Source organism: Klebsiella sp. C239, assembly GCF_048822715.1.
GTDB classification, from domain to species: domain Bacteria; phylum Pseudomonadota; class Gammaproteobacteria; order Enterobacterales; family Enterobacteriaceae; genus Klebsiella; species Klebsiella quasipneumoniae.
On the sequence record NZ_JBMEZK010000007.1, the window covers coordinates 166,953 to 193,755 of the forward strand.

Genomic DNA, 26,803 nt, shown 5'->3' on the forward strand with positions numbered 1-26,803 from the left:
AGGCAGGGCTGGCCGCTGAGCGGGGCGACAGGCGCCGCCTCGCTCAGGCAGATTATTGCGCCAGCAGCTCCTGAGCGGTGCGCTCCACCAGGCTCAGCAGGACCTTCACATCATCCAGCGTCACCACCGGATTCAGCAGGGTCAGCTTCAGGCAGGTAACGCCGTTGTGCTCGGTCACGCCAACGTTGGCGCGGCCGGAAGCCAGCAGGGCGTCGCCGACGCGCTGGTTGAGCAGGGCGATAGCCGCCGCGTCGCTCTGCGCCATCTGCGCCGGACGAGAACGGAACAGCACGCTCGCCAGCTGCGGCTGCATCACCAGCTCCAGCGTCGGCTGCGACTTCACGTACTCCGCGACGTTTTTCGCCATGGTGACGCCGTGATCGATGATCGCCGCATACTGTTTCTGCCCCAGCGCTTCGAGGCCCATCCACAGCTTCAGGGCATCGAAGCGGCGGGTGGTCTGCAGCGATTTAGAGACCAGGTTCGGCACGCCGTGTTCTTCATCGAACTCGGAGTTCAGATAGGCCGCCTGATAACGCATCAGCTCGTAATGGCGGGCATCCTTCAGCAGGAAGGCACCGCAGCTGATGGTCTGGAAAAACTGCTTGTGGAAGTCCAGGGTAACGGAATCCACCAGCTCCAGACCGTCAAGGTAGTCGCTATACTGCTCAGACAGCAGCAGCGCGCCGCCCCAGGCCGCGTCAACGTGCAGCCAGATCTGATGCTCCGCGGCGATACCGGCGATGTCGCGCAGCGGGTCGATAGCCCCCGCGTCGGTGGTCCCGGCGGTGGCGACGATCGCCATGATCTGTTCGCCGTTAGCCTGCGCCTGCGCAATCTTCGCCTTCAGGTCGGCCACGTCCATCCGCGCGAATTCGTCGGTTTTCACCAGCGTAACCGAGCGGTAGCCGAGACCCATCAGCGCCATGTTCTTCTGCACCGAGAAGTGGGCGTTTTCCGAACACAGCACTTTGTACTGGCGGATATCCCCCGGCAGCCCATCCTGCTGGATGGAGTGTCCCTGACGGGCGAAGAAGGCGTCGCGCGCCAACATCAGGCCCATCAGGTTGCTCTGGGTGCCGCCGCTGGTGAAGACGCCGGCGTCGCCTGCCGGATAGCCGACCCGGGCGCGCAGCCACTCGATCAGCTTCATCTCAATGATGGTCGCCGACGGGCTCTGATCCCAGGAGTCCATGCTCTGGTTGGTGGCGTTGATCAGCACTTCCGCCGCCTGGCTAATCACCAGGCTCGGGCAGTGCAGGTGCGCCACGCACTGTGGGTGATGCACCGACAGGCTGTCTTTCAGGAAGTACTCGATCGCACGATCAATCGCCGCCTGGTTACCCAACCCCTGTTCGTTAAATTCAAGGGAGATACGCTCACGCAGTTCGTCAACGCTTTTCCCCTGATACATCTCAGGTTGCTTCAGCCACTGCACAACGGCCTGACTGGTCTGCTCGATAACCTGCTGATAAGCCTCAACGCTCTGCGCCGAACCAGCAAGAATCGGATTCAATGTGGACATGGTGGTCACTGACTCCACTCAGACCGGTTTCACACCGGCGGCCAGCAGGGCCTGTTCAAATTTGTCGAGGAACACATTCAGTTCCGCGTCGCTGATCAGCAGGGACGGCAGCAGGCGCAGCACGCAGCCGTGACGGCCACCGCGCTCCAGAATCAGGCCCGCTTCGAAGCATTTCTTCTGCAGCAGGGCAGAGAGTTCGCCGTCAGCCGGGTAGCAGCCCATGTGATCCTGCGCGTCGTTCGGCTTGACGATTTCGATACCGATCATCAGACCGAGACCGCGAACGTGGCCAATGACCGGGTAGCGTTTCTGCAGCTCCGCCAGTTTGCCTTTCAGCCACTCGCCCTGGGCGGCGACTTTGTCGGCAATGTTGTTGTCGCGCAGGTGACGCAGGGTGGTCAGGCCGGTAGCCATCGCCAGCTGGTTGCCGCGGAAGGTGCCGGTGTGGTGACCCGGTTCCCAGGCGTCGAACTGCTTTTTAATGCCCAGCACCGCCAGCGGCAGACCGCCGCCAACCGCTTTCGACATCACGATGATGTCCGGCTGAATACCGGCGTGTTCGAAGGCGAAGAATTTACCGGTACGGGCAAAGCCGGCCTGCACTTCATCGACGATCAGCAGAATGCCGTGCTCTTCGGTCACTTTGCGGATGCGCTGCAGCCACTCGACCGGCGCCGGGTTCACGCCGCCTTCGCCCTGAACGGCTTCGAGGATCACGGCCGCCGGTTTACGGACGCCGCTCTCCACGTCGTTGATCAGGTTTTCGAAGTAGTAGGTCAGCGCTTTGACGCCGGCTTCGCCGCCGATGCCCAGCGGGCAGCGGTACAGGTGCGGGTAAGGCATAAACTGCACTTCCGGCATCATGCCGTTGACCGCCGCTTTCGGCGACAGGTTGCCGGTGACCGACAGCGCGCCGTGGGTCATCCCGTGATAGCCGCCGGAGAAGCTGATCACCGACGTACGACCGGTGTATTTTTTCGCCAGCTTCAGCGCCGCTTCCACGGCGTCAGCGCCGGAAGGACCGGTGAACTGCAGGCAATACTCTTTCCCTTCGCCCGGCAGGCAAGAGAGCAGGTATTCGGAGAAACGATCTTTTAACGGGGTAGTCAGATCGAGAGTATGTAACGGCAAGCCGCTGGTAATGACACTTTGGATGCTCTGCAATACATCAGGGTGGTTGTGGCCCAGAGCGAGAGTACCGGCGCCGGCGAGGCAGTCCAGGTACTGTTTGTTATCCGCATCCGTCAGCCACACGCCTTCAGCTTTAGTGATAGCCAGCGGTAACTTACGCGGGTAACTCCTGACATTCGATTCGAATTCGGCCTGACGGGCCAAAAAGGTTTCGTTGTTTGCGTCTAATAAATCGGCACGTAAAGTATCAATACGGACTTTATCCGTCATCATATCACTCCCACAACCAGCATTGCGGTTGAACGCTGGTTGAATAATTGGTGTAAGGAATTGAATTGGCATTCATAAAGCGCGCACAATATATGGCTTTTTAAATCCGCATTCAACGTTTTATTGATTGCGTTATTTTGACGTTATTCTTACCGGGGTAAAAATTAACGTAACCTGCTGAATTATAATAAAACAACCCAGAGTAACGATAACCCTTTAAAGTGTAATTATTAGTGAGAAAGTCTCTATATTTTTATTGCCGCTGCGTTAAAGCGCTGACGGAAAGCCTTCCGTCAGCGATGGCAAGAGTCAATGCAGCTCAACCGCATAATTTGTTAAAGGTGTAACTTTTTTCACCAACTTATTGTTATATAAAAACTGTTCGTAAGTGTCGTAGCGCGCTTTATCCAGCGCCGCCGGATCGGCGGCGAACAGCGGCACGGTTTGCAGCCACGCCTGATGGTTAAGCTCGGTCTTCAGCTCCGGATGCGCGGCGGCGAACGCCTCCCAGCTCTCCTGCGGATGCGCGCGCAGGTAGCTGACCCCGGCCTGCAGGGCGGTGAGGAATTTACGGATTTTCGCCTCATGAATCGCGTCGCGGTGGGCGACAATCACCAGCTCGTCATAGGCCGGTACGCCATAATCCTCAACGTTCATCACCACCGGGGCTTTGCCCTGCAGCTTCAGCTCCTGCGCTTCTATATTACGATAGCCGCCGATGACCGCATCCACCTGGCCCGCCAGCAGAGCGCTGGTCAGCTGGAAATTGACGTTGACCAGCTTGATACTGGCCGGATCGATCCCCGCATGCTGCGCCATGGTCGACAGGGTGGCCTGCTCAATGCCGCTGACCGAGTAACCCACCTTCTTGCCTTGCAGATCCGCCGGGGTTTTGATCTGCTTATCCAGGGCGATCACCGTGTTCAGCGGCGAGCCGATCAGGGTGCCCACGCGCACCAGCGGTAACCCTTCGTCAGCGAAGAAGTGCACCTGCGGCTGGTAGGTGATGGCCAGGTCCGCCTGACGGGCGGCCACCATGCGGGGCGGCAGCGCTGGATCGGACGGGGGGACAATCTTGACGTCCAGACCCTGGGCCTTAAAGGCGCCGATCTGCTCGGCCACCATTATCGGCGCATGGTCGGGGTTAATATACCAGTCCAGCACCAGGGTGAGCGGTTCATTGGCCAGCGCGTGACCGCTGAGCAGCGCCGTCAGGGTTGCTCCGGCGAAAAGCGACGTTTTCATCTGTTTTCCTTTATTACTTCATGATTATTCCGGCGACCAGTCGATCAGCCGGTGCAGCAGGGTGTCTACCGCCAGCCACAGGAGGAGGGTCAGCAGTACTAAAATAAACAGCGCGGCGAAGCAGATATCGGTTTGCAGCCGCGCGTTGGCATTAAGCATGACGTAGCCCAGCCCCTCGGCGGAGCCGACCCATTCGCCAATAATGGCGCCGATGGGAGCCACCGCCGCCGCCATGCGCAGGCCCGAGCCCAGCGCCGGCAGGGCGGCCATCAGGCGGACATGCCGCAGCTGAGCGCCGAAGGAGGCGTTCATGCTGCGCGCCAGATCGAGATACTCGTGGTTGACCCGTCGCAAGCCGTCAAAGAAGGCGGACGTGACGGGAAAGAAAATCACCAGCACCGCCATCGCCACTTTGGCGCTCATGCCAAACCCCAACCACAGCACCAGCAGCGGGGCGAGGGCAAAGACCGGGATCGCCTGACTGGTGAGCACCAGCGGCATCAGCCAGCGCTGCAGGCGCGGGGAGAGGATCATGCCCAGCGCCAGCGTGACGCCGAGCGCCACCCCCAGCGCCAGGCCGCTGAGGATCTCGCTAAGGGTAATCAGCGTGTGCCAGCCGAGATAGGCGCGATTGACCCACAGCGCCTCGGCGACCGCCGCCGGGGAGGGTAAAAGAAAGTGCGGAATGCCGCTGCGGCTGGCCAGACCCCAGAGAAGCATCAGTCCGCAGAACACCATGCCGCCGCGCCAGAGACGTCCAGTCATGAGTGGGCCCTCATCAGCTGCTGCAGCAGCGCCGCCTGGGCGTTCAACAGCTCGGGCGCATCCGGCGCGCGCGGAGGCGCGCCGGTGAGGTGATGGCTGTCGTCGATCTCCCCGTCGGCGGCCGAGAGGACCAGCAGACGGTGGCTCAGCCGGCAGGCTTCCAGCGGATCGTGGGTGATCAGCACCACCGTGCGCCCCGCCAGCAGAGTGGCCGCGAGGGTCTGAATGCGCGTGCGGGTGAGGGTGTCCAGCGCCGAGAAGGGCTCATCCATCAGCACGATGGGCCGGTCCTCATACAGGGTGCGGGCCAGCGCGGCGCGCTGACGCATCCCGCCGGAGAGCGTCGCCGGCCGGGCGTCGGCGCTGGAGGCGAGCCCCACCTGTTCAAGCAGGGTGGCGACCCGGGCGTGATCCACTTTCTCACCGCGCAGCCGCGCGCCGAGGGCGACGTTCTCCCGAACGCTCAGCCAGGGGTAAAGCAGGTCTTTCTGCCCCATCCACGCCAGGCGGCCGGGTATCGGCTTTCCGTCGCTGGCGACCACTTCCCCGCGGGTGGCGGGGGCCAGGCCGGCCATGACCCGCAGCAGGCTGGTTTTACCGGCCCCGCTGGCGCCGAGCAGCGACACCCACTGGCCGCCGGGGACCGTCAGCGACAGGTTGTCGAACAGGCGGCGGTCGCCGAAATGGAGGCTCAGCTTGCGGACCTCGATACCTGGCGCCGTCACGCCCGGGACTCCGCCGCGGCGTTGAGCCCCATCTGCCAGAACTGCGCCTCCAGGCGGGTGGCGGTGGTGAAGATGTCGCTCAGCCCGGCGAGGCGGGCCTCGCTTCCGCGCTGTTGCCACACGGTCTCCAGCAGCGCCAGCGCGGCGCTAACGCCCTGCAGATAGCCTTCATCGCCATAGTTTCGGATCCACGAGGCGTAAGGATTATCCTCCAGTCGGGTGGCGGGGTGATGCAGCAGGCCCAGACCGATTTCGGCGTAACCCGCCACGCAGGGCATCAGGGCGACCAGCAGATCCAGCGCGTCGCCTGAATGACCGATATCCAGCACGTAGCGGGTATAATTGATGGTTTCTGGCGCTTCAGGCTGGGCGGCCATCTCCGGTTCGCTAATGCCCCACTGGGCGCAGTAGCCGACGTGCAGCGGCACTTCGTTAAGGATGGCGTTCATGGAGGCGGCCGCGGCGCGCATCTCCGGCAGCGTGCGCAGTTTACTCACCAGCAGCGCGTAGCTGCGGGCGAAATGGATCAGAAACAGATAATCCTGGGTCAGATAGCGACGGAACGCGCTTTTCGCCAGGGTGCCTTCGGCAAGCTGCTGGACGAAAGGGTGCGCCACATAGTGCTGCCAGTCAGCGGCGGCCAGCTGGCGTAAACGGCCATAAAGACCTTGGCTAAACGCGGGAACAATCACAGGACCTCCATTTATGCAGGGGAGATCCGGGCGTGCAGGGGTGTGAACAGGCAATGGCGGTAATGCTGGCAAAATTGCCGACCCGTCCCTTCGCTGGCATGACCCAGATCAGGTTCAAAGGGTTCGGCTTGCGCCATCTCAGCCCTCACGGGACACCCCTCGGTAGCGCTATGTTATACGACATTCACCTTATGAATACAATCATCGCGCCGTCCGACGGCGCGATGACGTTTTTCTGTGACGGCCAGCTCTTTTTTGTACAAAAATACCCGAAAAACAGGCCGCTGCGCGTTGGTGAGGGTTCTCCGGTTACGTTATATTTTCATTATTCCGTTGTAATAATCCTGTTCGCCACGCGTGTCGTGCGCGCCCCAACGCCCTGGAGTGAGCATGAAATTCCCGCTGTCCGCGCTGGCGCTTCTGTTCCTGTTGTGCCCGCCTGGCGATGCCGCCGATCTCTTCGATGCGGAAGATAGCATGCTCGACATGAGTCAGTATCTGGCGGAAAACCGTTACGGTTTTCTGCCGGTGCCGCTGGCGATAACCGAGCCGGCGATCGGCTATGGCGGCGGACTGTTTGGCCTGTTTTTACACGGTAAAGGCAGCCGGGAGGGCGGGCAGTTTATTCCTCCGCCGCTCACCGCTTTCGGCGGGGCCGCCACGCAGAATGGCACCTGGTTTATTGGCGGCGGCCATCGTCACACCTGGCGGCATGATCGCATTCGTTACCTGGCGGGAGCCGGCTACGCTAACGTCAATCTGGATATCTATTCCGGCGACATCGGCGGCTTCAGCCATGCTAAACCGGTGCAGACGCAGACCAAAGGCGTCGCCGCGCTGCAAAAGCTGCTGTTTCGCGTGGGCGATACGCCGGTGTTCCTCGGGGCCTCCCAGGTGTATGCCCGGGCGGATGTCGCTTTCGATAATCCGCGGGTCAACCGGGTCTGGCAGCAGGTGCTCGGGCAAAACAGCACCTCTTCGGCGCTGGGGGTGGTGGCGGAATATGACACTACCGATAATATTTTCTATCCTCAGAGTGGGTTAGCGCTGAAGGGCGAATATCGGTTTTTCCGTTCGCTGCTCGGGGGCGATTATCACTACAACACGTTTTCGCTGGACGGGAAGGTGTTTATTCCGCTCAGCCAGACGCTGACCCTGGCGATCGCGGGCAATTATCAGTCCTTAACCCACCATGATAAGCACCTGATGCCGATGGCGCGTCCTTACATCGCGCTGCGTGGGATTTCGCGCTACCGCTATCAGGGCGACTACGTGGCCACGGCGCAAACCCAGCTGGCCTGGGCGGTCACTCCGCGCTGGATCCTGCAGGGATTCGTTGGCGCCGGGAGCGCCGCTGACGCGGCGGAGACGCTATGGGAACAGTCAGAGGTGGCATGGGGAGCCGGTTTTCGTTACCTGATCGCGCGACAGTACGGTTTGCGTACCGGGATTGACGTGGCGTTCAGCGAGCATGAGCAGGCGGTCTATTTCAATGTCGGTTCGGGTTTATAACTACACATGAGAACAAAAATGAGAACATCCGGCGCGGTGTTAACGCTGCTGTTAGCAGCCTGGGGCACGTCGGCTGCGGAGCCGGACGACAGCGACAGCTATTTTCCGATCTGGGGCGATGAGGCTCGCGCCAGAGGATATTCCATTCCGTTACCCTACGGCGTCAACCTGAGCTATATGAATATCCGCCAGGATATCATGGTCGACAGTATTACCTTTTCCGGGCTTAAGCTCGGCAATCATCCCATTCCCAGCGATATGTTCGCCATCGATGCCGGACATACCCGCGAGAAGAGCAAAACCGAAAACCTGCGCCTGGATATGTGGGTCTTTCCGTTCCTCAACGTATACGGACTGGTGGGGCATACCCGCGGGTCGTCCGTCTCCCAGGTATCAGTGGATTCAGACCCGTCGCAGTTTCGCGGCCTGGATCGGGCCATCGCCGGCGCGGTTCACCAGCTTTATCAGAGCGGGAAGTTGCAGGATATTGATTTTAAGCTTGATTTTAAAGGGACCACCTGGGGGGCCGGCTTTACGCTCGCCGGCGGCTACGGCAACTGGTTTAGGTTAGTGGATACTAACTATACCCGCACCGACTTCGATATCCTCGACGGCAGCATTTCGGCGGTCACCGTCTCGCCGCGCGTCGGCTACCGTTTCAGTTTTCAGGGGATCGACGGGCCGTCCCATCTCAGCCTGTGGGTCGGCAGCATGTATCAGGACGTGCAGCAGGAGTTTAAGGGCGATCTCGCCGACCTGCACATGCCGCCAGAGCTGCAGCCCCTTATTGCCGCGGTCAATAAAGACGGCGAGGGCAAATTCGACGTTAAGCAGAAGCTGACCTCGCCGTGGAATATGCTGATTGGCGCCCAGTATGAGGTCACCAAAAACTTTAACGTGCTGACTGAATTCGGTTTTAACGACCGCAACAGCTTCTTTGTCTCCGGTGAATACCGTTTTTAACTAAAACTGCAGGCGCCGTCTGCCGGTAAGATGCGCGCTCTTTTGTTGCTGTGGAGAGGCTGTTGATGCGTAAAGCCTTATGGCTGTTATTCGCGCTGGCGCTGCCGGCGCTGGCGCAGGACCCGGTGTTGCCCGCCGTGACGGCGATCCATCCTGCGCCCACCCTGGGCGAGCTGTCGCCGCCGGAATCGCTGCGGCCATGCTGCGCCTTTGGCTACGACCTGCACGTGCGGGCGGTGGGCATTCCGATCCCGGTGTATCAGATTGGTAACGTGCTGACCCTGGATACCCTGGGCAAGCACCATTACAACGACAGCGCGCTCGGCGCGGTGAAAAATCTGCTGGGGCTGAGCGAGGAGCGGAACGGGCTTATCTATACCCGTCGCGGCGGGTTTATCGATATTGCCCATGTGCGCGACACGGCGGATTACACCTTTTATCTGTTCAATCGCATTTCGCCGACGCTGGGCCAGGCGGGGCGCATATTCTACAGCGAAGAACTTGGCGTGCGCCGCGTTCAGCTCAATGCCTTTACGCCGCCGGCGGGGGTCAGGCAGCGCTATCAGCTGGCGGCCTGGCTCGCCGGGCATCTGGCCTTCGAAATCGCCCAGTGGCATGAGATCGCCCAGTGGTATGGCTTCCAGTCAGTGCCCGGGTTTTCAGAGGAGATCTCCGCGTTTTCGCCGGAGGATCTCTACTCCAACTTACTGGGCGCCAGGCTGGCGATTAACGTCATCCTTAGCGGCCACGGCGGGTCAGTGGAAGCGTATAACCGGGCCATGGAGAAGGCGCTGAAAAAGGCGCTGACCCGGCTGATGGTGGCCACGCGAGGGGAGACGGAAGCGATGTTCCAGCGGATCGATGGCGACTGGTGGAACAGTCGCCGCCGGGTGCCGGATAAGTTTCTGGTGCTGAAGCGTAATTACGATCTGCAGGAAAATCGGCTGCCGACGCCGGTCCCTTTCGAAACCATGCCGCCATATCGCCTGACCATGCCCGCGCAGGTGGGGGGATTCCGCTTGCGCGACCTCGGCGAGCTGCAGATCTATCCGGGGCACGATATGCAGGCGCTGCCGGTTCCTGAGCAATACTATGGCTCTGGCGCGTTTCAGGGGCTGGCCGATCGCGCCCGCGAGGCCGATAAAACCCAGCTGGCGCGCATTGAGAAGTAGCGTGAAAGGCTCAGGGCCTGGCCCTGAGCCGGCGAATTAGCGGAAGTTGACCCAACAGGCGCCGTTGTCGGCAGAGCGTACGCAGTTTTCCACCCAGCGGACGCCGAACGCCCCGGCGCGGGCGTCCGGATACCAGAAGTCGGCCAACAGCGCCTCGTCACGCCGGTCAGCGGCGTCCATGGCGATGGCGAAGCGGCGATAGAGATTCGACCAGGCGTCGAACAGCCCCTCCGGGTGGCCACCGCCGATGCGATCGTCCTGGCGCGCCAGCGGATCAAGATAGCCCATGCCGCGCTCCAGAACGCGCGCCGGTTCGCCCTGCACCTCGTAGCGCAGCTGGTTTGGCTGTTCATCCCACCATTCAAGACTGGCTTTTTCCCCCACGATGCGCACCTTTTGCCCGTGCATGGAGCCGCAGTTAACGGCGGAGCTCCACAGCGAGCCGACGGCGCCGTTGTCATACTCCATCAGCACATGCGCGTTATCTTCCAGCGGGGCGCGGCTTTTGACGAAGCTTTGTCTGGCGCATATCAGCCGGGCGATCTTCAACTGCGGGGCCATGGTTTCGACCAGAAACAGCGGGTGAGTGGCAAGATCCCCCAGCACATAGCTGGGGCCGACGAAGCGGGGATCGACCCGCCAGCGGGTACTGGCGTTTTCCTGCTCCACCGGCTGGGCGTGGAAGCCATGAGCAAACTGCATATTGACGATACGGATGTCGCCCAGCAGTCCGTCGGCGATCATCTGCCGGGCCTGCAGGATCATCTGATGGCCGGCATAGCCGTAGGTCACGCCGATGATCTTACGCTGCCGCTGGCTGAGGGCCACCAGTTCGTCCGCCTCTTCGCTGCTGAAGCACAGCGGCTTTTCACACACCACGTGCAACCCGGCCTCCAGCGCCGCCCGACAGATGGTATAGTGGGTGTTATTCGGCGTGGCAATCGACACGGCCTGAATACCGTCCGGGCGGGCAGCCTCGCCGCGAAACAGACCCTGATAATCGGCGTAACAGCGTGCGGGATCCACCCCCAGCTGTTGGCCGAACTGGCGCCCGCGATCGGCATCAATATCAAAGGCGCCGGCCAGCAGCGCAAAGGTGTTATCGCGCAGGGCGGCAGAGCGGTGAATATAGCCGATCTGGCTGCTGCCGCCGCCGCCGACCATGCCCCAGCGCAGGGTGCGGTCGAGCGGTCTTAAACCGTTAATCATAGGGTTCTCCTGTCAGAATCCGACGCCGCGCAGATAGCGCAGGCTCTCCGTGACCGCCTGCAGGCTGCCTGCGGCATGGCGCGGATCACGCTCTTGTTCAATGGTTATCCAGCCCTGATAGCCGCGGCGGGCAAGAAAATCGTTAATGGCCGGGTAGTCAATGGCGCCGCTGCCGAGCGGGCACATCACCCCTTCGGCGCAGGCGGTGAAAAAGTCGATGCCTTCGGCGATGGCGCGCTGGTAAACCTGCGGATCCACATCCTTGAAGTGCAGGTAGTCGAGCCGCGCGTAATAGCGATCCAGCCAGGTGAGCGGATCCATTCCGGCGTAGTAGAGATGCCCGGTATCCAGACACAACCCTGCCACGTCGTGCGGGATAGCGTTGGCCAGCCGCTCGATTTCATCGGCAAATTCGATGCAGCCCCCGGCGTGGGGATGGATAACCGCCCGCACGCCGTACTCCCGCCAGGCGAGGGTGCTGAGGGCGGTAATGTGCGCGATCATCCGCTGCCAGTCTGCGTCATTGAGGCGCGGAGCCAGCGCGCTGCGTCCGGCAAAGCGCGCCCGCGCGGGGTTGCCGAAGTCGATAATCACCAGATAGGGCGGCTGGAAAGGGTGCCCCGGGATGGGGTCGGCGGCCGGAACCTGCGACAGATTGCGGCAGATTTGATGGGTCAGCGCCTCCAGAGTGGGATAATGGTCTTCGCTCACCAGATCGTCAAAGATCGTCCCGGCGACCAGCGACAGCTGATGCTGCTCCAGCGCCGCGCGCAGGCTGCTCGGGTCGGTGGGCAGGTAGCCCCACGGGCCGAGCTCGATGCTGCGATAGCCGGCCTGCGCCGCCTCCTTCAGCACGGTAGTCCAGGCGGGAAGGTCAGGGTTTTTCGGGTCATCCACGCCCCAACTACAGGGGGCGTTGGCGATAGGATAGGTCATGTCGGCTTCCTTTTATCACTGGGGATGCCGCTGAGTATTGAATGAAAATTTCATAGCCAACAATGTTGGAATGATAATTTTATGATGGCTGTCATGATTTGTATTGAGGTTGTTTTTGATAGTTGTTTATCAAAATGAGTCCGGGCGTGGTCCAGGCGTGAGGCCGCCCCATCGGCGACGGGGCGGGCGTTTACATATTTTCTTTGGTGATGATATCGAAAGGCTGTGGGTGCGAAATCACTTCGCTGGGCGGCCGCGAAACGGCTTCCGTCATGGCGCGCAGGGTGGCGGCGGCAAAGTCATCCAGCCGGTGGTTGAGAATGACATCGATGGTGCCATCGATCAGCGCCAGTTCACTGTCGCTTAGCGGGCCATGGCAGACCAGGGTGACGGCCTGCTGGCGGCCGCTGTCGCGCAGCGCCCCGACAATCCCTTCAATGCCGCCGCAGGGAGCATAGATCGCCTGCAGGGCCGGGTACTGGCTGAGCAGCTGTTCCGTTACGCTTCTGGCGACATCCGCCCGTTCATGGCTGCGAACCGGCTCAAGGATCTGCTGCCCTTTACCCTGCTCGCGCAGACAGGAGCGGAAGCTGATCTCACAGCTTTCCTGACAGGTAAAACGATTATCGCCAATGATAATGGCTATTTCGCCTTCGCCACGGCATAAACGGTCGATAAACCAGGCGGCGGTGCGCCCGGCTTTTTGGTTATCGAGGCCGATATAGCCGCTGCGCTGGGGAACCGACAGATCCGAAAGCAGGGTGAATACGCGAACGCCGCGGGCGGCGGCCCGGCCCACCGCATGGCGAATCAGCGGGTGATCCAGCGCCACCAGGCCGAGCACCTCTACCTCATCGCTGAGCCGGTGAATGGCCTGGGCCATCGCTTCCACCGCATCAATGGCAAAATGCAGGATCGCCGGCGTCTCGCCCGCCGGCAGCCACGGCGCGGCCTCTCTTGCGAGCGCCCTCGCCAGCGGCAGGTAGAAGGAGTGGGTCTCCTGCAGCAGAATAAAGCCCATCCTGACGGTAACCGGCGCTTTGCCGGCGGCCAGGCGATAGTGCGGCTGTTCGAGCGTAAACCCCAGCCGCCGGGCGGCCTCCAGCACGCGGTACGCGGTAGATTCTTTCACCGCCGCGCGTTTGTTGAGTACCCGGTCGACGGTGGCCACGCCGACGTTGGCTTCGCGCGCAATGTCGGCAAGCGTGATTTTGCTGGCGGATTTTTTCACTGTGATGACCATTGAAAATGAGCGTTATGATAGAAACTATCATGGTAACGCTGAGCAGAACAACGGCCATCTGCGTGCCACGGCACAAGCCTGCGCCCCTGCAGCGTAAAGTGTGACGGGTATACACAGTCTGTGATCAAAAGCGACTACCCGTTCTGGCATTGCTGCTATGCTATTGAAATAAAATTAATAATAAAGGCAGTGTCTCCTCTGTCGGTTAAACCGTGCGCAAAGTCGCTCCAGGTGGGCGTCGCTGGGCCAGGAACCGACTATACTTGCCGCGCACGCGCGTTATGACGGTTACTCGATTATTTTTGCTATCACTTTATGCCAGCGTCAGGGCTGCACTGAATGATGTGCCGTTCCGCGCCGGGAGTGGGTCGGTTTGGGGCCTGTATGTTATTAAAAGAACTGGCTGTTTTTGATGTATTAAGCACCCCGATCTGGGTAGTCCATCCTTTTACAGAGTGTGTGGTCTATGCCAATCAGGCTTCCCGGACGCTGAGCGGCGATATGTCGCTGAATGAGATGCGCAACGGTATCTATTCCACCTGCCCGGAAACGCAGCTGCAGCATTATTTGCGCTATCTCGACGCCATGACTGAGATATTTGAAGTCTGGACGCTGCAGACCGCCAAAGGGTTGCAGTCGGTATATTGTAAAACCACCCTGGTGGAGACCGAGGACAGCGGCACCTTACTGTTATTCGAAGCGGTGAAGCTGCTCGCGCAAAATCAGTCGATTCATACCGGCTCTCGCCGCTACCAGCGGCGGAACAATGGCTTTTTTGCCCGCTTTTTTATGACCAATACCGCGCCGATGCTGTTGATCGATCCTCAGAAAGAGGGCCGGATTGTCGATGCCAATATTGCCGCGCTGCGCTTTTATCATTATTCCGATGAGGAAATGCGCACCAAACATACCTGGCAAATTAATACCCTGGGCCGGGATGTGATCCCCATTATGAATAATATTGCCAATATGCCCGGCGGGCATAAGCCGCTTAATTTTACTCATATTCTGGCTGACGGCTCGCTGCGCCATGTTCAAACCTATGCCGGGCCGGTGGTGCTGTATAATATCCGGCTGATGTTATGCATCATTCACGATATCACCGAAGAAGTGCATCTGAAAAAAGAGCTGGAATTTTCCGCCGCCCACGATCCCTTAACCGGACTGTTAAATCGTCGCGAATTTTACCGGCTCGTCGACGCGCCGTCGTTTATCGCCCATGGTTTTTGTCTGTTGTTAATCGATATCGATCATTTCAAGAGTATTAATGATATTCACGGTCATCAAAAAGGCGATGAAGTTCTGCTGGTGATCTCCCGCATTCTGGAAACCTCGGTGGACCGTGAAGATAAGATATATCGCTGGGGAGGCGAGGAGTTTCTGCTCTTTTTGCCCCATTCGCCGATTGCCCGGGCGCTGATGGTGGCGGAGGCGATGCGCCAGGCGGTCAGCGAATATCAGACGCTGTCGGTCACCGTCAGCATTGGCGTCGCCGAGCATCATGATGGCGAAGCGATTGATCAGCTGTTTTACCGCGTCGATAAAGCGCTGTATGCGGCGAAAAATGACGGGCGCAACCGGGTAACGCGCATGCCTTTTGACAGTGCGGAACTGTTGCGCAATAGCGGTGGCGCAGCCTGATTCGCGCTCGCCGACTATACTGAGGATGAGCCAGCCTGCTGTAACGGGTGGTAATAAGATTAGCCTGTGTTTGAGGTGGCAAACAACGTATGGTGCGTCTTCTCGTTCTGCTGTCGGTAGTCTCTCTTTCTGCGCCGACGACGCTGGCGGCGGACGGGCACGCGATTAAACAACGTGCCGATGCGGTATTGACCTTGATGAGCTATACCGTGGTTCCCGACGTGACCGCCAGCGATCTCAACATCGGTTCCGGGAGCAACGATAAACACAACCTGACCATCACCCAGTTTGGCGGCGGAGCGACCCTGAGCGAGTCGTTTCCTCTTTACCTCGAAGGCACAATGGGCTACAGCCGTTACGACCCGCGATTCGTCGTCAGCAATGGCCAACAGACGCGGAATGTGCCGACCAAATGGAACAGTCTGACCACCACCGGCGGCGTCGGCTGGGATTTTTCGCTGCACCGGGACAGCCTCGGAGGTAACCTGGTGCTGCGGCCGATCGTCAATGTGATGCTCGGCACCCTGGCCAGCGATGTACGCCTTGGCCGCTGGGTCATAGAGCGAAAAACCAACGCCGATCTGCAGTTTCTTGACGGCGGACGCTTCAACGCCTGGGGGCTGGGCGGGGCGCTGATGCTGGATTATGAACGCTTCTCCGCCACCCAGGATATTGATGCCGAACTGCGTTACTCCTATATGCATCTGCAAAGTTTCGGCAGCAGCGCCGAGGTGGTGCAGGGCGAAGCCAGCGCGGAGAACCTCGGCCTGTATCTGCGCCGCCGCGCGCCGATCGCTGACTGGACGCTGCTGGGCAACCCGTTGCGCTACGTGCTGGAGGGCGCGCATACTGAATTTATCGGCGACCAGCGAGGGGCGCTGGGTTTTACCGGTTTGACCTCCCTGGGGGTTGGTCTCGAACTGGACAGCAGTAAATACCCGGTCTTTATCACCCGCACCCGGCTGGTGGCGCGCTATATGTTCGGCAATAACACCACGGGCTATGCCCTCGGCCTGGCGATGAGTTTTTGAATGCCGCTAACCCAGCCAGCGCCTTCTCCCTTTTGAAGAGGGCCAGGGCGAGGATCAATCCTGACACCACACCCGCTCGCCGTTCACCCACGTCTCGCTGATATTGCGCTCATCGCCCAGGGTCATCAGTACGAACAGCTGCTCATAAATATCATGGCAGCGGCCCATCCGCAGACGCTGCAGCGGAGTGACCGCCGGGTCAATGACCACAAAGTCGGCCTCTTTGCCCGGCTGAAAATTGCCAATCTTCTCTTCCAGCCGCAGGGCGCGCGCCCCGCCGAGAGTGGCGTGATAGAAAGCCTCGCTGGCGCGCAGGCGATAGCTCTGTAGTTGTCCTACCTTGTAGGCCTCACCCAGCGTTCGCAGCATGCTGAAGGTGGTCCCGGCCCCGACGTCGCTGCCGATGCCCATCCGCACCCGGTGCTGCCAGCAGGCGGGCAGGCGGAACAGTCCGCTGCCGAGGAACAGATTAGAGGTCGGACAGAAGGCAACGGCGGACCCGGTGTCATGCAGGCACTGCCACTCGGCATCATCAAGATGGATCCCGTGAGCAAATACGCTGCGTTCGCCGGTGAGCTGGTAATGATGATAGACATCCAGATAGCGTGCATGCTCCGGCCACAGCTGTTTAACCCAGGCGATCTCCTCCCGGTTTTCACTGAGATGCGTCTGCAGCCAGGTATCGGGAAACTCGGCCCGCAGACGCTGCACCGCCTCCAGCAACGCCGGCGTCGAGGTGGGGGCAAAGCGCGGGGTGATGGCATACCCCAGCCTGCCGCGCTGATGCCAGCGGCGGATCAGCGCCCGGGTCTGCTCGTAGCTTTCCCCGGCGGTTTCGCACAGATAGTCGGGCACATGGCGATCCATCATCACCTTTCCGGCGATCAGGCGCATATTGAGGCGCAGCGCTTCGCTGAACAACGCCTCCACCGAGGCCGGATGCAGGGTACAAAACACCAGCGCGGTGGTGGTGCCATGGCTTATCAGCTGATTGACAAAAAACTGCGCTATCTCCTGGGCATACTCCGCATCGGCAAACTGGCTCTCCACCGGGAAGGTGTAAGTGGTGAGCCACTCCAGCAGCTGTTCGCCAAAGGCGCCGATCATCTCGGTCTGCGGATAGTGGACATGGGCATCGACGAACCCCGGCAACAGCAGCTTACCCCGCAGGTCAACATAGCCCTTCAGCGGATGCAGAAAGGCTTCACCCTCCTGCCATGGCAGCAGCGCGACGATTTTCCCGTCCTGCAAGAACAACAGGCCATCATTGAGATAGCGGGCCTGGGCGGCCACCTCATCCGGCGTCTCCGCCACGCCGGCGATATCAAAAAATGCACCGCGCACCGCGGTCTGGTAATCCATCATCGAACCTGCCTTCTCTTAACGCTCAGGGAATAGTGATAAACAGCAAGATTGGTGCCAGTTTGCAGCCTGCCGCGGCCAGCCGCCGCGGCAGAAGGGGAAGGTTACTCTTTTTGCGCCAGCGCGCCGGAGCGGAAGGCGGCTTTCGCCGCCACTTCACGCTCGTCGCGAGCCAGCCAGCGGTAGGTGGTCGCGCCGAGGAAGACGCCGATAAACCAGCTGAAGTTCGCCACTTCGTGCAGGGCCGGAATAAAGCTGATAATCAGCCCCAGGCCCACCGACGGCAGCAGGGCGGCAATGGCTTTCGGGTTAAAGCCGTTGCGGTACCAGTATTTACCCTTCGGCGTATCGTCAAACAGGTCGTCCACCGACACCCGGCCGCGTTTGATCAGATAGAAGTCGGCGATCAGGATGCCAAACAGCGGGCCAATAAAGGCGCCCAGCACGTCGAGGGTATAGTGGATCAGTTCCGGTGAGTTAAACAGGTTCCACGGCGTCAGAAGTATCGACCCCACCGCGGCGATCATCCCGCCGGCGCGGAAGCTGATTTTCTGCGGCGCGCAGTTGGAAAAATCGAAGGCCGGCGAGACAAAGTTGGCCACGATATTGATGCCGATGGTGGCGGTGATCATGGTCAGCAGGCCGATGGCCACCGCCAGATCGTTGCCCACGCGGCTGACGGTTTCAATCGGGTCGGTGATCATTTTGCCGAACAGCGACTGAGTGCCGGAGACAATCACCACGGTGACCACCGAGAACAGCAGGAAGTTAAACGGCAGTCCCCAGCGGTTGCCGCGGCGGATCTCGCCCATGCTTTTGCCGTAGCGGGAAAAGTCGCCGAAGTTAAGCAGCGGCCCGGAGAAGTAGGAGACGACCAGGGCCGTGGCGGTGATCATCTGCCAGGTCTGCTCTCCGGCGCTCAGGGATTTGCTGGCGAGGGTAAAGGAGATCCCGTCGAGACCGGTCTTGTATACAATCCAGCCCGCCAGGGCCAGCATTACCACATAGACCGCCGGACCGGCGATGTCGATAAAACGCTTGATGGCGTTCATGCCGTGCCAGAAAACCATCGCCTGCAGCAGCCACATGGTGGCGAAGCACAGCCAGCCGAGCGTCGACAGCCCGAGGAAACTGCTGCCGGTCAGCGAGGCAAGGGAGGGCCAGAACTTGAGCAGGACCAGCATCAGGGCGTTTGCCGCCAGATAGGTCTGAATACCGTACCAGGCGAAGGCGATCAGCCCGCGGATCACCGCCGGGATATTGGCGCCGAAGACACCGAACGCCTGGCGACAGATCACCGCGTAAGGCACCCCGGCCATCTGGCTGGGCTTCGCCACCAGGTTAGCGCACAGCTGCACAATACAGATGCCCACCAGCAGGCAGAGCAGAACCTGCCAGCTGGCCAGCCCAAGCGTAAAGAAGCTTGCCGCCACCACGTAGCCGCCCATGCTGTGCACGTCCGACATCCAGAATGAAAAGATATTGTACCAGCTCCAGTTCTGGTCGCGGGTGGGCGCCAGATCGTCATTACATAGCCGCGGACTGTAGCCGGCGGCCGCCTCGTGAGTCTTCGTCTGCTGCGTGTGGGATGAATGTGGCATGAAACCTGCTCCTCTGAATGAAAACCCTTTGATATGGATTGCTGAGGCTATTGCAGGATCCAGGCCAGAATGATGAATCTTGTATACAAAAAATAAATTTTATGTATACGATCTCCTATCGATAAGTGAAACCGGAGTGGGTTAATGAATAATGAACATCGTCTCCAGGCCGCGCCAGCGCTGCAGGATAAGGACGAAAGCATTTACCAGGCGCTGATGACGGCTATCGTCGAACATCAGCTGCCGCCGGGCAGTAAACTGCCGGAAGAGGCGCTGGCGGAAGTGTTCGCCGTGAGCCGCACCGGCATCAGAAAGGTGCTGCAACGACTCGCCGCTGTGCAACTGGTCACGTTAACGCCCAAACGTGGTGCACACGTCACCAGCCCGAGCGTGGAAGAGTCCCAGGCGATCTTTCGCACCCGGGCGCTGCTTGAGGTCGCTAATCTGCCCGATGTGATCGCGCGCTGTCAGCCGCCGCATCTGGCGGCGCTGGAGAACATTATCCAGCGTGAACAGCAGGCCCATGAGGCGCACGACGGCCCGGCGGCGATCCGCCACTCCGCTGACTTTCATATTCAGCTGCAGGCTATCTCCGGCAACCCGGTACTCACCGAGATGGTGACCCGCCTCAGCCAGCGCTCCTCGTTAGTGATTGCCGCCTGGGGCGCACCCTGGCGTCAGGGCTGCCGTTGCGACGATCACCAGCAGCTGGTCGGTTTGCTGCGGGATAAAGCCCTGCAGCCGCTTAGTGAGGCGCTGATGCACCATTTTGATCATATTGTCGCCAGCCTGTGCTTCGAGCGCGATGGCGTCAGTCTGCCCGATTTTTCCCGGCTGTTCGCCGGCCACAAGGAGTCGTGATGTCTTCCGTTTGTATACAAGTGATCAACCCCAACACCAGCCTGGCGATGACCGAAACGATAGGCGCCGCCGCGCGTGCGGTCGCCGCGCCGGGCACCGAGATCCTTGCGGTCTGTCCCCGCGCCGGCGTGCCGTCAATAGAGGGCCACTTTGACGAAGCCATCGCGGCGGTCGGCGTGCTGGAGCAGATCAGGGCCGGACGCGAGCAGGGAGTGGATGGGCATGTGATCGCCTGCTTTGGCGACCCGGGGCTGCTGGCGGCGCGCGAGCTGGCTCAGGGGCCGGTGATCGGCATTGCGGAAGCGGCAATGCATATGGCGACGATGGTCGCCACCCGGTTCTCCATTGTGACCACGCTGCCGCGCACGCTGATCATCGCCCGCCATTTGCTGCACCAGTACGGCTTTCATCAACACTGCGCGGCGCTGCACGCCATTGATTTACCGGTGCTGGCGCTGGAAGACGGCAGCGGCCTGGCGCAGGAGAAAGTGCGTGAGCGTTGCATCCGCGCGCTGAAAGAGGATGGCAGCGGGGCGATTGTCCTTGGCTGCGGCGGGATGGCGACGCTGGCGCAGGAGCTGACCCACGAGCTGCGGGTGCCGGTGATCGACGGCGTCAGCGCGGCGGTGAAGATGGTCGAGTCGCTGGTCGCGCTGGGCCTGGCGACCAGCAAGCACGGGGACTTAGCGTTCCCGGAGAAAAAAGCGTTAAGCGGACAGTTTCAGTCGTTAAATCCATTTTAAAAGGGGCAGGTGATGGTTGAGAACCAGGAAAACTATCCTCGCGATCTGCGAGGTTATGCAGGGCAGCCGCCGCACGCGCGCTGGCCGGGCGGGGCGCGGATCGCGGTGCAGTACGTCCTTAACTATGAGGAAGGCGCTGAGAACCACGTCCTGCATGGCGATGCGGGTTCGGAACAGTTCCTGTCCGATATTATCGGCGCCGCCAGCTACCCGGCGCGCCATATGTCGATGGACTCGCTCTATGAATACGGCAGTCGGGCCGGGTTCTGGCGCATCCATCGCGAGTTTAGCCAGCGCGGGCTGCCGCTGACGGTCTTCGGCGTGGCGATGGCGCTGGCGCGGCATCCGGAGATTGTGGCGGCAATCAAGGCCGCGGATTACGATGTGGTCAGCCACGGCTGGCGCTGGATCCACTATCAGCACATGGATATCGCCGAGGAGCGCGAGCATCTGCACAAAGCTGTGCAGGTGCTGACCGATCTGTTCGGCAAGCCGCCCACCGGCTGGTATACCGGCCGCGATAGCCCCAACACCCGCCAGCTGGTGGTGGAGCACGGCGGCTTTGACTACGACAGCGATTATTACGGCGATGATTTACCTTTCTGGAGCGAAGTGGCCTGCAGCGACGGCAGCCGCCGACCGCACCTGATCGTGCCTTACACCCTCGACGCCAACGACATGCGCTTTGCCACCGCCCAGGGGTTCAACACCGCGGAGCAGTTTTATACCTACCTGAAAGACTGCTTTGACGTGCTGTACGCCGAGGGGGAAACCGCGCCAAAGATGATGTCCGTGGGGATGCACTGCCGGCTGCTGGGGCGTCCGGGCCGTTTTCGCGCGCTGCAGCGTTTCCTTGACTATATCCAGCAGCACGACAAGGTATGGGTCTGCACCCGGCAGCAGATCGCCGACCACTGGCGCGAGGTGCATCCGTATCGCGGGTAGCTTGCTGCCACTCTCCAGGCCCTCTCCCCAGGGAGAGGGCATCGCCCGAACGCGTCTGTTGAACCGGTTCACCAGGATGTATTTTGATTATTGAATAAGCATGGCGAGGAGTACCAGGCACAACAGCAGCACATAGATGCGTGCATACCATACATCTGGTACTGCAGGGATAGCCCGGCGGCTAAACATTATCCCGGCCCAGCCGGTCAGGACGAGCAGGACCAAAATTTTCAGGCTGATAAACCCAAGAAATCCGTTCAGCGGAATGCTGTGCCAGCCAATGACGGCATAGGTCACAGCCCCGCATAGCGCCACGGGCAAAGAAAGCGGGTTGGATGCGCTAACGCACTCCTGCATCGCATACCCGTGTCGCCGTAGCAGGGGCACCGTCATGACGCTGCCACCCACGCCCAGCAATGCGGCAATCATGCCGATAACCATACCGCCGCCAGTGACCACTGGCAGGGACAGGCGACGCCGAGCGCTGCCCGTGAAAAAACCTTTGCGCAACAAACAATCGCTGATGGTTGCCAGCATATAGAGAATAAACAGCGCGCGAACGATCTTCTCGCTCAATATCCCTGCCAGACATGAGCCGACCACCGCCCCAATGGCAATAAACCATAACAACGGGAACAGCGTCTGCGCGGCAAGCTTGCCAGCCCGCCAGTTTCGATAGCTGACCCAGCCGGCGTTAAATATCATCACAGCCGTTGAGGTAGCCACCGCGACATGCATGGCGTTTCCCGTGAGTTCCGGCTGCCGAAGCATCAGTTGATAGACAAATGGCACCACCACAAAGCCGCCCCCGAAGCCGAACAGGACTGTGGTAATGCCGGTCGTAAAGCCAGCCAGCGCAATAATAACGATCTCATTCAAGAGAGTATCCCCGACCTGAAAATGAGCGAGCAGCTTATACCGGTCGCGTACGACTTCCCATTTGCGTAGCGCTCAATTACCTTTGTAAATCGGTCAAAGGGAGGCAGGTGTGCGCAACGTAAAAATTGACGAAGTCGATCGGCTCGATCGCGAAGTGGTGGCGTTAGGTAATGACTATGCGCAAGGGTTTATCCTGCCACCGCACCAGCATCGTCGCGCACAGCTGCTGTATGGCGCGACCGGACTGATGTATGTCACCACTCAGGACGGAGAATGGGTGGTTCCTCCGCAACATGCTGTCTGGATCCCTCCTGAAACTGTGCACGCCGTCAGATTTGTGGGGGTGACCACGCGTAGCTTATATATTGAGCCAGATTATGTGGCCGCTTTCATTAAACACCGTCGTTGCGAAGTGATCAGCGTCTCGCCGCTGTTGCGCCAGCTACTGCTTGAGGCTGTGGATTTGCCACCGTTGTACGACAGCCCACGCGATCTCACGCTGATACATTTGATGTTGCTGGAACTGGCCACCATGCCGGTCCGCGAATTTGACATTCCGTTGCCGCAGCATCCGGCGCTGCTGGCGCTTTGTCAGGCTTTTTTGCTTAATCCCACTATCCATGATCCTGCGGCGCGCTGGGCCGGGGCACTGTTTATGAGTCCCAGTACCTTTCGCCGTCATTTTCTGAAGCAGCTGGGCCTGTCGTTTTCCGCCTGGCGACAGCGAGCCTGTGTGGTGAGCGCCCTGGCATGGTTGATAGCAGGCAAACCGGTGAACGAAGTGGCATTATCTCTTGGATACGACAATGCGTCCTCTTTCGCCACCATGTTCCGCCGCGTGACCGGGCAGCCGCCGTCGTTTTATCACCCAGCCTGATGCGTTGGGGAAGGGGACTCCCGGCAACATGTGTCGGCAATGAATGTCGCTTTTATGGCGTTGCTATGCGTTAACTCAGTGATAAGAAAGACACCTGGCTTGCGTCTTCAGGTACCCCTACATTTAGTGGTGGCTACAACCAGGCGGTTTATCTATTCTGCCTGTAACCGTGAGAAGACCGGAGTCTCTCTTTGTGAACCATTTAATCTTTGAAAAAGTCATCATCATCTTTCTTCTCGTCCTGTGGGGATTCGATACATTCAGAACCAGGAAAAGAAAACGTTTTGATCCCGCCATTGAAGCCGCTGATGCCAGAGAACGCCATCAATGGCGCTATCTGAGGAGGGGGTTTCGGATCATACAGGTGGTAGCGGGAGTGTATATCGTCGTGCAGCTTATTCAGGTTTTACTGAGATAGCGGCCGCCGGCAGGGGCGGCTGAACATAACCCTTGTCAGCGACACGTGTTCCTGTTTTTCGCCGAGAGCTAAGAACTTGCCTGCATATAAACGGGGTGTTTTTAGTTTGTAACATTTCCAACAACAGCATATGTGACCCTTCAATGATGCAAGTAATACTGGTTCGACACGCGGAAACAGAGTGGAATGTAAAAGGTATTATTCAGGGACACAGTGATAGCGCCTTGACGCTTCGTGGGGAGCGTCAAACATCAGCCTTACTGGCGGCGTTTGCAGCGAGTAATTACCGGGTAGAATGTGTTTACGCTTCTCCGCTTGGCCGGGCCTGGCAAATGGGACAGCGCCTGGCGGAGAGTTTTTATTGTTCACTGATAGCTGAACCAGCTCTGAAAGAACAGGCTTTTGGTCAGTTTGAGGGCATGACAAGCGTAGAGCTCCTGCAGAATAATCCAGGCGCCGCAGAAGCGTTATTCAACCTTGATGCAGAGTATTGTCCGCCAGGGGGGGAGTCTCTCTCACATGCTTCGCAGCGAATTATGCATTTTTTATCCAATCTGGAAAAAAAACATCATCGAACAATATGTCTTGTGTCTCACGGGCAGGTCATTCAGGGCGTGCTTGCGATGCTAACAAGCGGAGCTGTGGATGATTTTCACAGGTATGCGCAACCCAACGCGAGTTACTCCGTTTTCGAGCTGATTAATGGAAGGTGTACCGCCCTTAGATGGGGGATCGCGACACATTTACGTCACCTGGATGGAACAGTCTGACTTACCCCAAATTCCTGCTTTTCATATTTGCTGTTCTTCCTCAGTTTGTCGTTCCCGTCGCGGGTCCGGTCTGGTTGCAATTGCTTGTTCTGGGGAGTATCAAAAAAGCGGGCTGGAATGGTTTCCCTGGGTTCAGTCGCGATGGCATCAGGGACGTTTGGAAACGGTCCTTAACACCCGGGCGTTATCAAATGGCAGGAGCGGTGTACAGGCGTTGTCATCCGCATGATATTTAGCGGGGCCGGCATAGTATCGACATCCCCCCGTTAAGGTATACACAACCGGTAAACCCGCTGTCCGTTTCTCGTTCAGACTGAAATGTAACTTTGGAGAATGGACCCCACTGCGGCGGTCAATACTAAATCTCATGCCTATCTCAACTTGACGGCATGTCAGATATAGTGATCGGCGGTGATTTTCAGGGTAAAACCCGCAGTTTTCCCAGCTGCGGTATTCGGAAAAATTCGGTAGTGGCGAGGTTCAATCACAAAATGTCTATTTTGATATAAAGCCAATGTCCGCTCCTCGCTCATAGCGGACCTTCAAATCAGTTAGTTCGTCCGCTCTGTACCAGGAGCGGACATGACAATCTCAACCCGATGGCAAGCTCACCGGGCATGACATTATGCTTGAGCGGCGTTGTAACGCGCTTCCAGCTTATCCAGAAAGCCAAAAAGCACTTGATTCATTTCACTGTAATCGTGGGCCCGGAGCGCTGCAGGCGTGTCAACGAAACGGTAGTCTGCTGCACGGCTCAGCTCTTGCTCAGAATGGGCGATCAGCCGTTCTACAACGTCCAATGTGAGCTCCATATGGCACTGGAAACCAAAGACGCGGTCTGAATAGGCAACGATCTGCCGGGGACAGCCTTCGCTGTAAGCGATAATTTTGGCCTCCGGCGTCAAGCCTGGCATATCGTTATGCCAGTGACCCACTTCCAGTGTTTTCCCAAAGTGAGAGAACATCTCATCCTTTCTGCCGTCTTCGGTCAATGTGATCGGGAATTTACCAATCTCTTTTTCCGGGCTATGAGAGAACGGCGCGCCCAGCGCTTCACCAATGAGCTGTGAACCCAGGCAGATACCGATCACCGCCTTACCGGTTTTAACCGCGGAAGCAATCAGCGCCTGTTCCGCTTTAGCATTAAAGTGCGGGCACGCTTCAAGCGTTGTGTCCGGATCTTGCGGACCGCCCATCACGATAAGAAAATCGATGCCTTCGGCGTCATCAGGTAGCCGATCGCCTGCATAGACGTGTGAGTAAGTTACTTCATGACCTTGGTTTATTGCCCAGGTTTCATATGCGCCCGGGGCTTCAAAACTTTCATGTACGATAAAGTGTACATGCATGAGGTTAAGCTCCTGTAATATCTTTGACGATCAGAATGATAAGTCACGCACCCATTGCCTAAGGCTCTACTCCGGGTGGTTCCAGTTTCGATATGATAAATGCAGGGGCTAAATCTGAAATGCCAGGTAGTATAGATAAAGCGCCAAGACATGATGAAGCCACAGGCTGGTCCAGTACTGCGATAAGCTATCAACGCGGTGAGGTAGATCCTCCCCATCATCATGTTGAGGGGCAGCTACTCTTCGCCACCAGAGGGGTGATGCTGGTGCAAACAGAGAGTGACCGTTGGGTGATCCCTCCTCAGCGGGCATTATGGCTACCGCCTCTGCATATCCATAGTTACCATCTGCTTTCACAAACCGATCTCAGGGCGATCTATTTCAGCAGTAGCCTTATCGCAGAATGTACGAGCTTTACAAAGAGTCAACAGGTGCATGTGATCACGGCTACGCCGTTAGTCAAAGAACTTATCGCAGGGCTGTTCAGTGAGGACTACGCCAGACCGATTCAACGGAAGATAGCGTTGTTGCTTCTGGAAATTCTCAGCGAGGCGCCACCTTTAACGATGGCGCTACCCATGCCGAATGATGAGCGATTATTTAGCGCGGCCAGATCGCTACTGGTCAATCAGCGCTGGGAAGCATCGCTGAGCGAGCTGGCTTTTATGTCGGCCATGTCGGAACGGACCTTTTCCCGATTGTTTATGAAGGATACAGGCTTTAGTTTTCGAACATGGAAGCAGAGAGCCAGAATTTGCGCTTCGTTGGATCTTCTCGCGAATGGCGTTCCAATCAAACAGGTCGCTTACCAGCTTGGTTTCTCATGCCCGGCGGCATTTACCGCTGCTTTTCGTTCCATTCTTGATTCAACGCCGCGCGATTTTGTGCCTTAAACCGGGAAACCCTCAAAGCAGTCTTTGAGACTGTCATGGGCATAT

Annotated in this window: 24 protein-coding genes, 2 pseudogenes and 1 riboswitch; of the genes and pseudogenes, 13 read left to right on the forward strand and 13 right to left on the reverse strand. The window is 58.9% G+C overall.

Annotated elements, in window-relative coordinates; all coding sequences use genetic code 11:
- Positions 1 to 52: 52 nt before the first annotated feature.
- The 6 genes from ACOI6Z_RS19275 to tenA form a co-directional block, all read right to left on the reverse strand.
- A complete protein-coding gene (locus tag ACOI6Z_RS19275) occupies positions 53 to 1,534 on the reverse strand; it encodes a pyridoxal phosphate-dependent decarboxylase family protein (protein WP_420687488.1) in 1,482 nt (493 codons plus the stop codon).
- Positions 1,535 to 1,543: 9 nt separating this feature from the next.
- Positions 1,544 to 2,929, reverse strand: a complete 1,386-nt coding sequence (locus tag ACOI6Z_RS19280; protein ID WP_072096675.1) for a diaminobutyrate--2-oxoglutarate transaminase — start codon at positions 2,927 to 2,929, stop codon at positions 1,544 to 1,546.
- A gap of 306 nt (positions 2,930 to 3,235) precedes the next feature.
- Complete coding sequence (locus tag ACOI6Z_RS19285) at positions 3,236 to 4,171, reverse strand: ABC transporter substrate-binding protein (protein ID WP_032452954.1); 936 nt, start codon at positions 4,169 to 4,171, stop codon at positions 3,236 to 3,238.
- Between the two features lie 24 nt (positions 4,172 to 4,195).
- Positions 4,196 to 4,936, reverse strand: coding sequence for an ABC transporter permease (locus ACOI6Z_RS19290; RefSeq protein ID WP_086075854.1), 741 nt, complete (start codon positions 4,934 to 4,936; stop codon positions 4,196 to 4,198).
- Entirely contained in the window at positions 4,933 to 5,661 is a 729-nt protein-coding gene (locus ACOI6Z_RS19295) for an ABC transporter ATP-binding protein (RefSeq protein ID WP_048335802.1), read from the reverse strand. The genes ACOI6Z_RS19290 and ACOI6Z_RS19295 overlap by 4 nt, the downstream gene beginning before the upstream one ends.
- Positions 5,658 to 6,353, reverse strand: a complete 696-nt coding sequence (tenA, locus tag ACOI6Z_RS19300) for a thiaminase II (RefSeq protein WP_032452946.1) — start codon at positions 6,351 to 6,353, stop codon at positions 5,658 to 5,660. Before tenA ends, ACOI6Z_RS19295 begins: the two co-directional genes overlap by 4 nt.
- A 68-nt stretch (positions 6,354 to 6,421) precedes the next feature.
- Positions 6,422 to 6,523: riboswitch (TPP riboswitch) on the reverse strand.
- A gap of 220 nt (positions 6,524 to 6,743) precedes the next feature.
- On the opposite strand from tenA, the gene ACOI6Z_RS19305 reads away from it, so the two are divergent.
- From ACOI6Z_RS19305 to ACOI6Z_RS19315, 3 genes are all read left to right on the forward strand, one after another.
- On the forward strand, positions 6,744 to 7,865 hold the full coding sequence (locus ACOI6Z_RS19305) for a BamA/TamA family outer membrane protein (RefSeq protein ID WP_064154579.1): 1,122 nt from the start codon (positions 6,744 to 6,746) through the stop codon (positions 7,863 to 7,865).
- 18 nt (positions 7,866 to 7,883) lie between these two features.
- Entirely contained in the window at positions 7,884 to 8,828 is a 945-nt protein-coding gene (locus ACOI6Z_RS19310; protein WP_420687489.1) for a hypothetical protein, read from the forward strand.
- A 65-nt stretch (positions 8,829 to 8,893) separates the two neighbouring features.
- Positions 8,894 to 10,000, forward strand: a complete 1,107-nt coding sequence (locus ACOI6Z_RS19315; RefSeq protein WP_420687490.1) for a DUF4056 domain-containing protein — start codon at positions 8,894 to 8,896, stop codon at positions 9,998 to 10,000.
- Positions 10,001 to 10,036: 36 nt separating this feature from the next.
- On the opposite strand, the gene ACOI6Z_RS19320 is transcribed toward ACOI6Z_RS19315, so the two are convergent.
- The 3 genes from ACOI6Z_RS19320 to ACOI6Z_RS19330 form a co-directional block, all read right to left on the reverse strand.
- Positions 10,037 to 11,209: a Gfo/Idh/MocA family protein gene (locus ACOI6Z_RS19320; RefSeq protein ID WP_420687491.1), complete on the reverse strand. Its 1,173-nt coding sequence runs from the start codon at positions 11,207 to 11,209 to the stop codon at positions 10,037 to 10,039.
- A 12-nt stretch (positions 11,210 to 11,221) separates the two neighbouring features.
- A complete protein-coding gene (locus ACOI6Z_RS19325; protein WP_420687492.1) occupies positions 11,222 to 12,145 on the reverse strand; it encodes a TIM barrel protein in 924 nt (307 codons plus the stop codon).
- A gap of 190 nt (positions 12,146 to 12,335) precedes the next feature.
- Positions 12,336 to 13,376 carry a LacI family DNA-binding transcriptional regulator gene (locus tag ACOI6Z_RS19330; protein WP_044523405.1) on the reverse strand — a complete coding sequence of 347 codons (1,041 nt, stop codon included), beginning with the start codon at positions 13,374 to 13,376 and terminating at the stop codon, positions 12,336 to 12,338.
- Positions 13,377 to 13,772: 396 nt separating this feature from the next.
- Between ACOI6Z_RS19330 and ACOI6Z_RS19335 the strand changes: the two genes are divergently transcribed.
- Positions 13,773 to 15,029: a diguanylate cyclase gene (locus ACOI6Z_RS19335; protein ID WP_420687493.1), complete on the forward strand. Its 1,257-nt coding sequence runs from the start codon at positions 13,773 to 13,775 to the stop codon at positions 15,027 to 15,029.
- Between the two features lie 89 nt (positions 15,030 to 15,118).
- Positions 15,119 to 16,060: a hypothetical protein gene (locus tag ACOI6Z_RS19340; RefSeq protein ID WP_420687494.1), complete on the forward strand. Its 942-nt coding sequence runs from the start codon at positions 15,119 to 15,121 to the stop codon at positions 16,058 to 16,060.
- A gap of 54 nt (positions 16,061 to 16,114) precedes the next feature.
- On the opposite strand, the gene guaD is transcribed toward ACOI6Z_RS19340, so the two are convergent.
- Together guaD and ACOI6Z_RS19350 are read right to left on the reverse strand one after the other, a co-directional pair.
- Positions 16,115 to 17,425: a guanine deaminase gene (guaD, locus tag ACOI6Z_RS19345; protein ID WP_322254641.1), complete on the reverse strand. Its 1,311-nt coding sequence runs from the start codon at positions 17,423 to 17,425 to the stop codon at positions 16,115 to 16,117.
- Positions 17,426 to 17,526: 101 nt separating this feature from the next.
- Entirely contained in the window at positions 17,527 to 19,023 is a 1,497-nt protein-coding gene (locus ACOI6Z_RS19350) for an NCS1 family nucleobase:cation symporter-1 (RefSeq protein WP_420687495.1), read from the reverse strand.
- 144 nt (positions 19,024 to 19,167) lie between these two features.
- Between ACOI6Z_RS19350 and ACOI6Z_RS19355 the strand changes: the two genes are divergently transcribed.
- The 3 genes and pseudogenes from ACOI6Z_RS19355 (at position 19,168) to puuE (ending at position 21,572) form a co-directional block, all read left to right on the forward strand.
- A complete protein-coding gene (locus ACOI6Z_RS19355; protein ID WP_002905523.1) occupies positions 19,168 to 19,884 on the forward strand; it encodes a GntR family transcriptional regulator in 717 nt (238 codons plus the stop codon).
- Positions 19,884 to 20,749 (forward strand): annotated as a pseudogene (hpxA, locus tag ACOI6Z_RS19360) (allantoin racemase). Before ACOI6Z_RS19355 ends, hpxA begins: the two are co-directional and overlap by 1 nt.
- Entirely contained in the window at positions 20,673 to 21,572 is a 900-nt protein-coding gene (gene puuE / locus ACOI6Z_RS19365; RefSeq protein WP_420687507.1) for an allantoinase PuuE, read from the forward strand. Before hpxA ends, puuE begins: the two are co-directional and overlap by 77 nt.
- Before the next feature lie 87 nt (positions 21,573 to 21,659).
- Here the strand turns inward: puuE and ACOI6Z_RS19370 are convergent, their stop codons facing one another.
- Positions 21,660 to 22,451 (reverse strand): sulfite exporter TauE/SafE family protein, encoded by a 792-nt coding sequence (locus tag ACOI6Z_RS19370; RefSeq protein WP_032452938.1) that lies wholly within the window; start codon positions 22,449 to 22,451, stop codon positions 21,660 to 21,662.
- Between the two features lie 109 nt (positions 22,452 to 22,560).
- Here ACOI6Z_RS19370 and ACOI6Z_RS19375 point away from each other — a divergent pair, with 109 nt between their 5' ends.
- From ACOI6Z_RS19375 to ACOI6Z_RS19390, 4 genes and pseudogenes are all read left to right on the forward strand, one after another.
- Positions 22,561 to 23,328: an AraC family transcriptional regulator gene (locus ACOI6Z_RS19375; RefSeq protein WP_420687496.1), complete on the forward strand. Its 768-nt coding sequence runs from the start codon at positions 22,561 to 22,563 to the stop codon at positions 23,326 to 23,328.
- Positions 23,329 to 23,521: 193 nt separating this feature from the next.
- Positions 23,522 to 23,746: a hypothetical protein gene (locus tag ACOI6Z_RS19380; protein ID WP_420687497.1), complete on the forward strand. Its 225-nt coding sequence runs from the start codon at positions 23,522 to 23,524 to the stop codon at positions 23,744 to 23,746.
- Positions 23,747 to 23,889: 143 nt separating this feature from the next.
- On the forward strand, positions 23,890 to 24,516 hold the full coding sequence (locus ACOI6Z_RS19385) for a histidine phosphatase family protein (RefSeq protein WP_107112418.1): 627 nt from the start codon (positions 23,890 to 23,892) through the stop codon (positions 24,514 to 24,516).
- Positions 24,507 to 24,786: pseudogene (locus ACOI6Z_RS19390) on the forward strand (LysE family translocator); the annotation flags it as partial. The gene ACOI6Z_RS19385 and the pseudogene ACOI6Z_RS19390, both read left to right, overlap by 10 nt.
- Before the next feature lie 353 nt (positions 24,787 to 25,139).
- On the opposite strand, the gene ACOI6Z_RS19395 reads toward ACOI6Z_RS19390, so the two are convergent.
- Positions 25,140 to 25,865 (reverse strand): type 1 glutamine amidotransferase, encoded by a 726-nt coding sequence (locus tag ACOI6Z_RS19395; RefSeq protein ID WP_420687498.1) that lies wholly within the window; start codon positions 25,863 to 25,865, stop codon positions 25,140 to 25,142.
- A 92-nt stretch (positions 25,866 to 25,957) separates the two neighbouring features.
- On the opposite strand from ACOI6Z_RS19395, the gene ACOI6Z_RS19400 reads away from it, so the two are divergent.
- Positions 25,958 to 26,758, forward strand: a complete 801-nt coding sequence (locus ACOI6Z_RS19400; protein ID WP_171882450.1) for an AraC family transcriptional regulator — start codon at positions 25,958 to 25,960, stop codon at positions 26,756 to 26,758.
- Positions 26,759 to 26,803 lie beyond the last annotated feature (45 nt).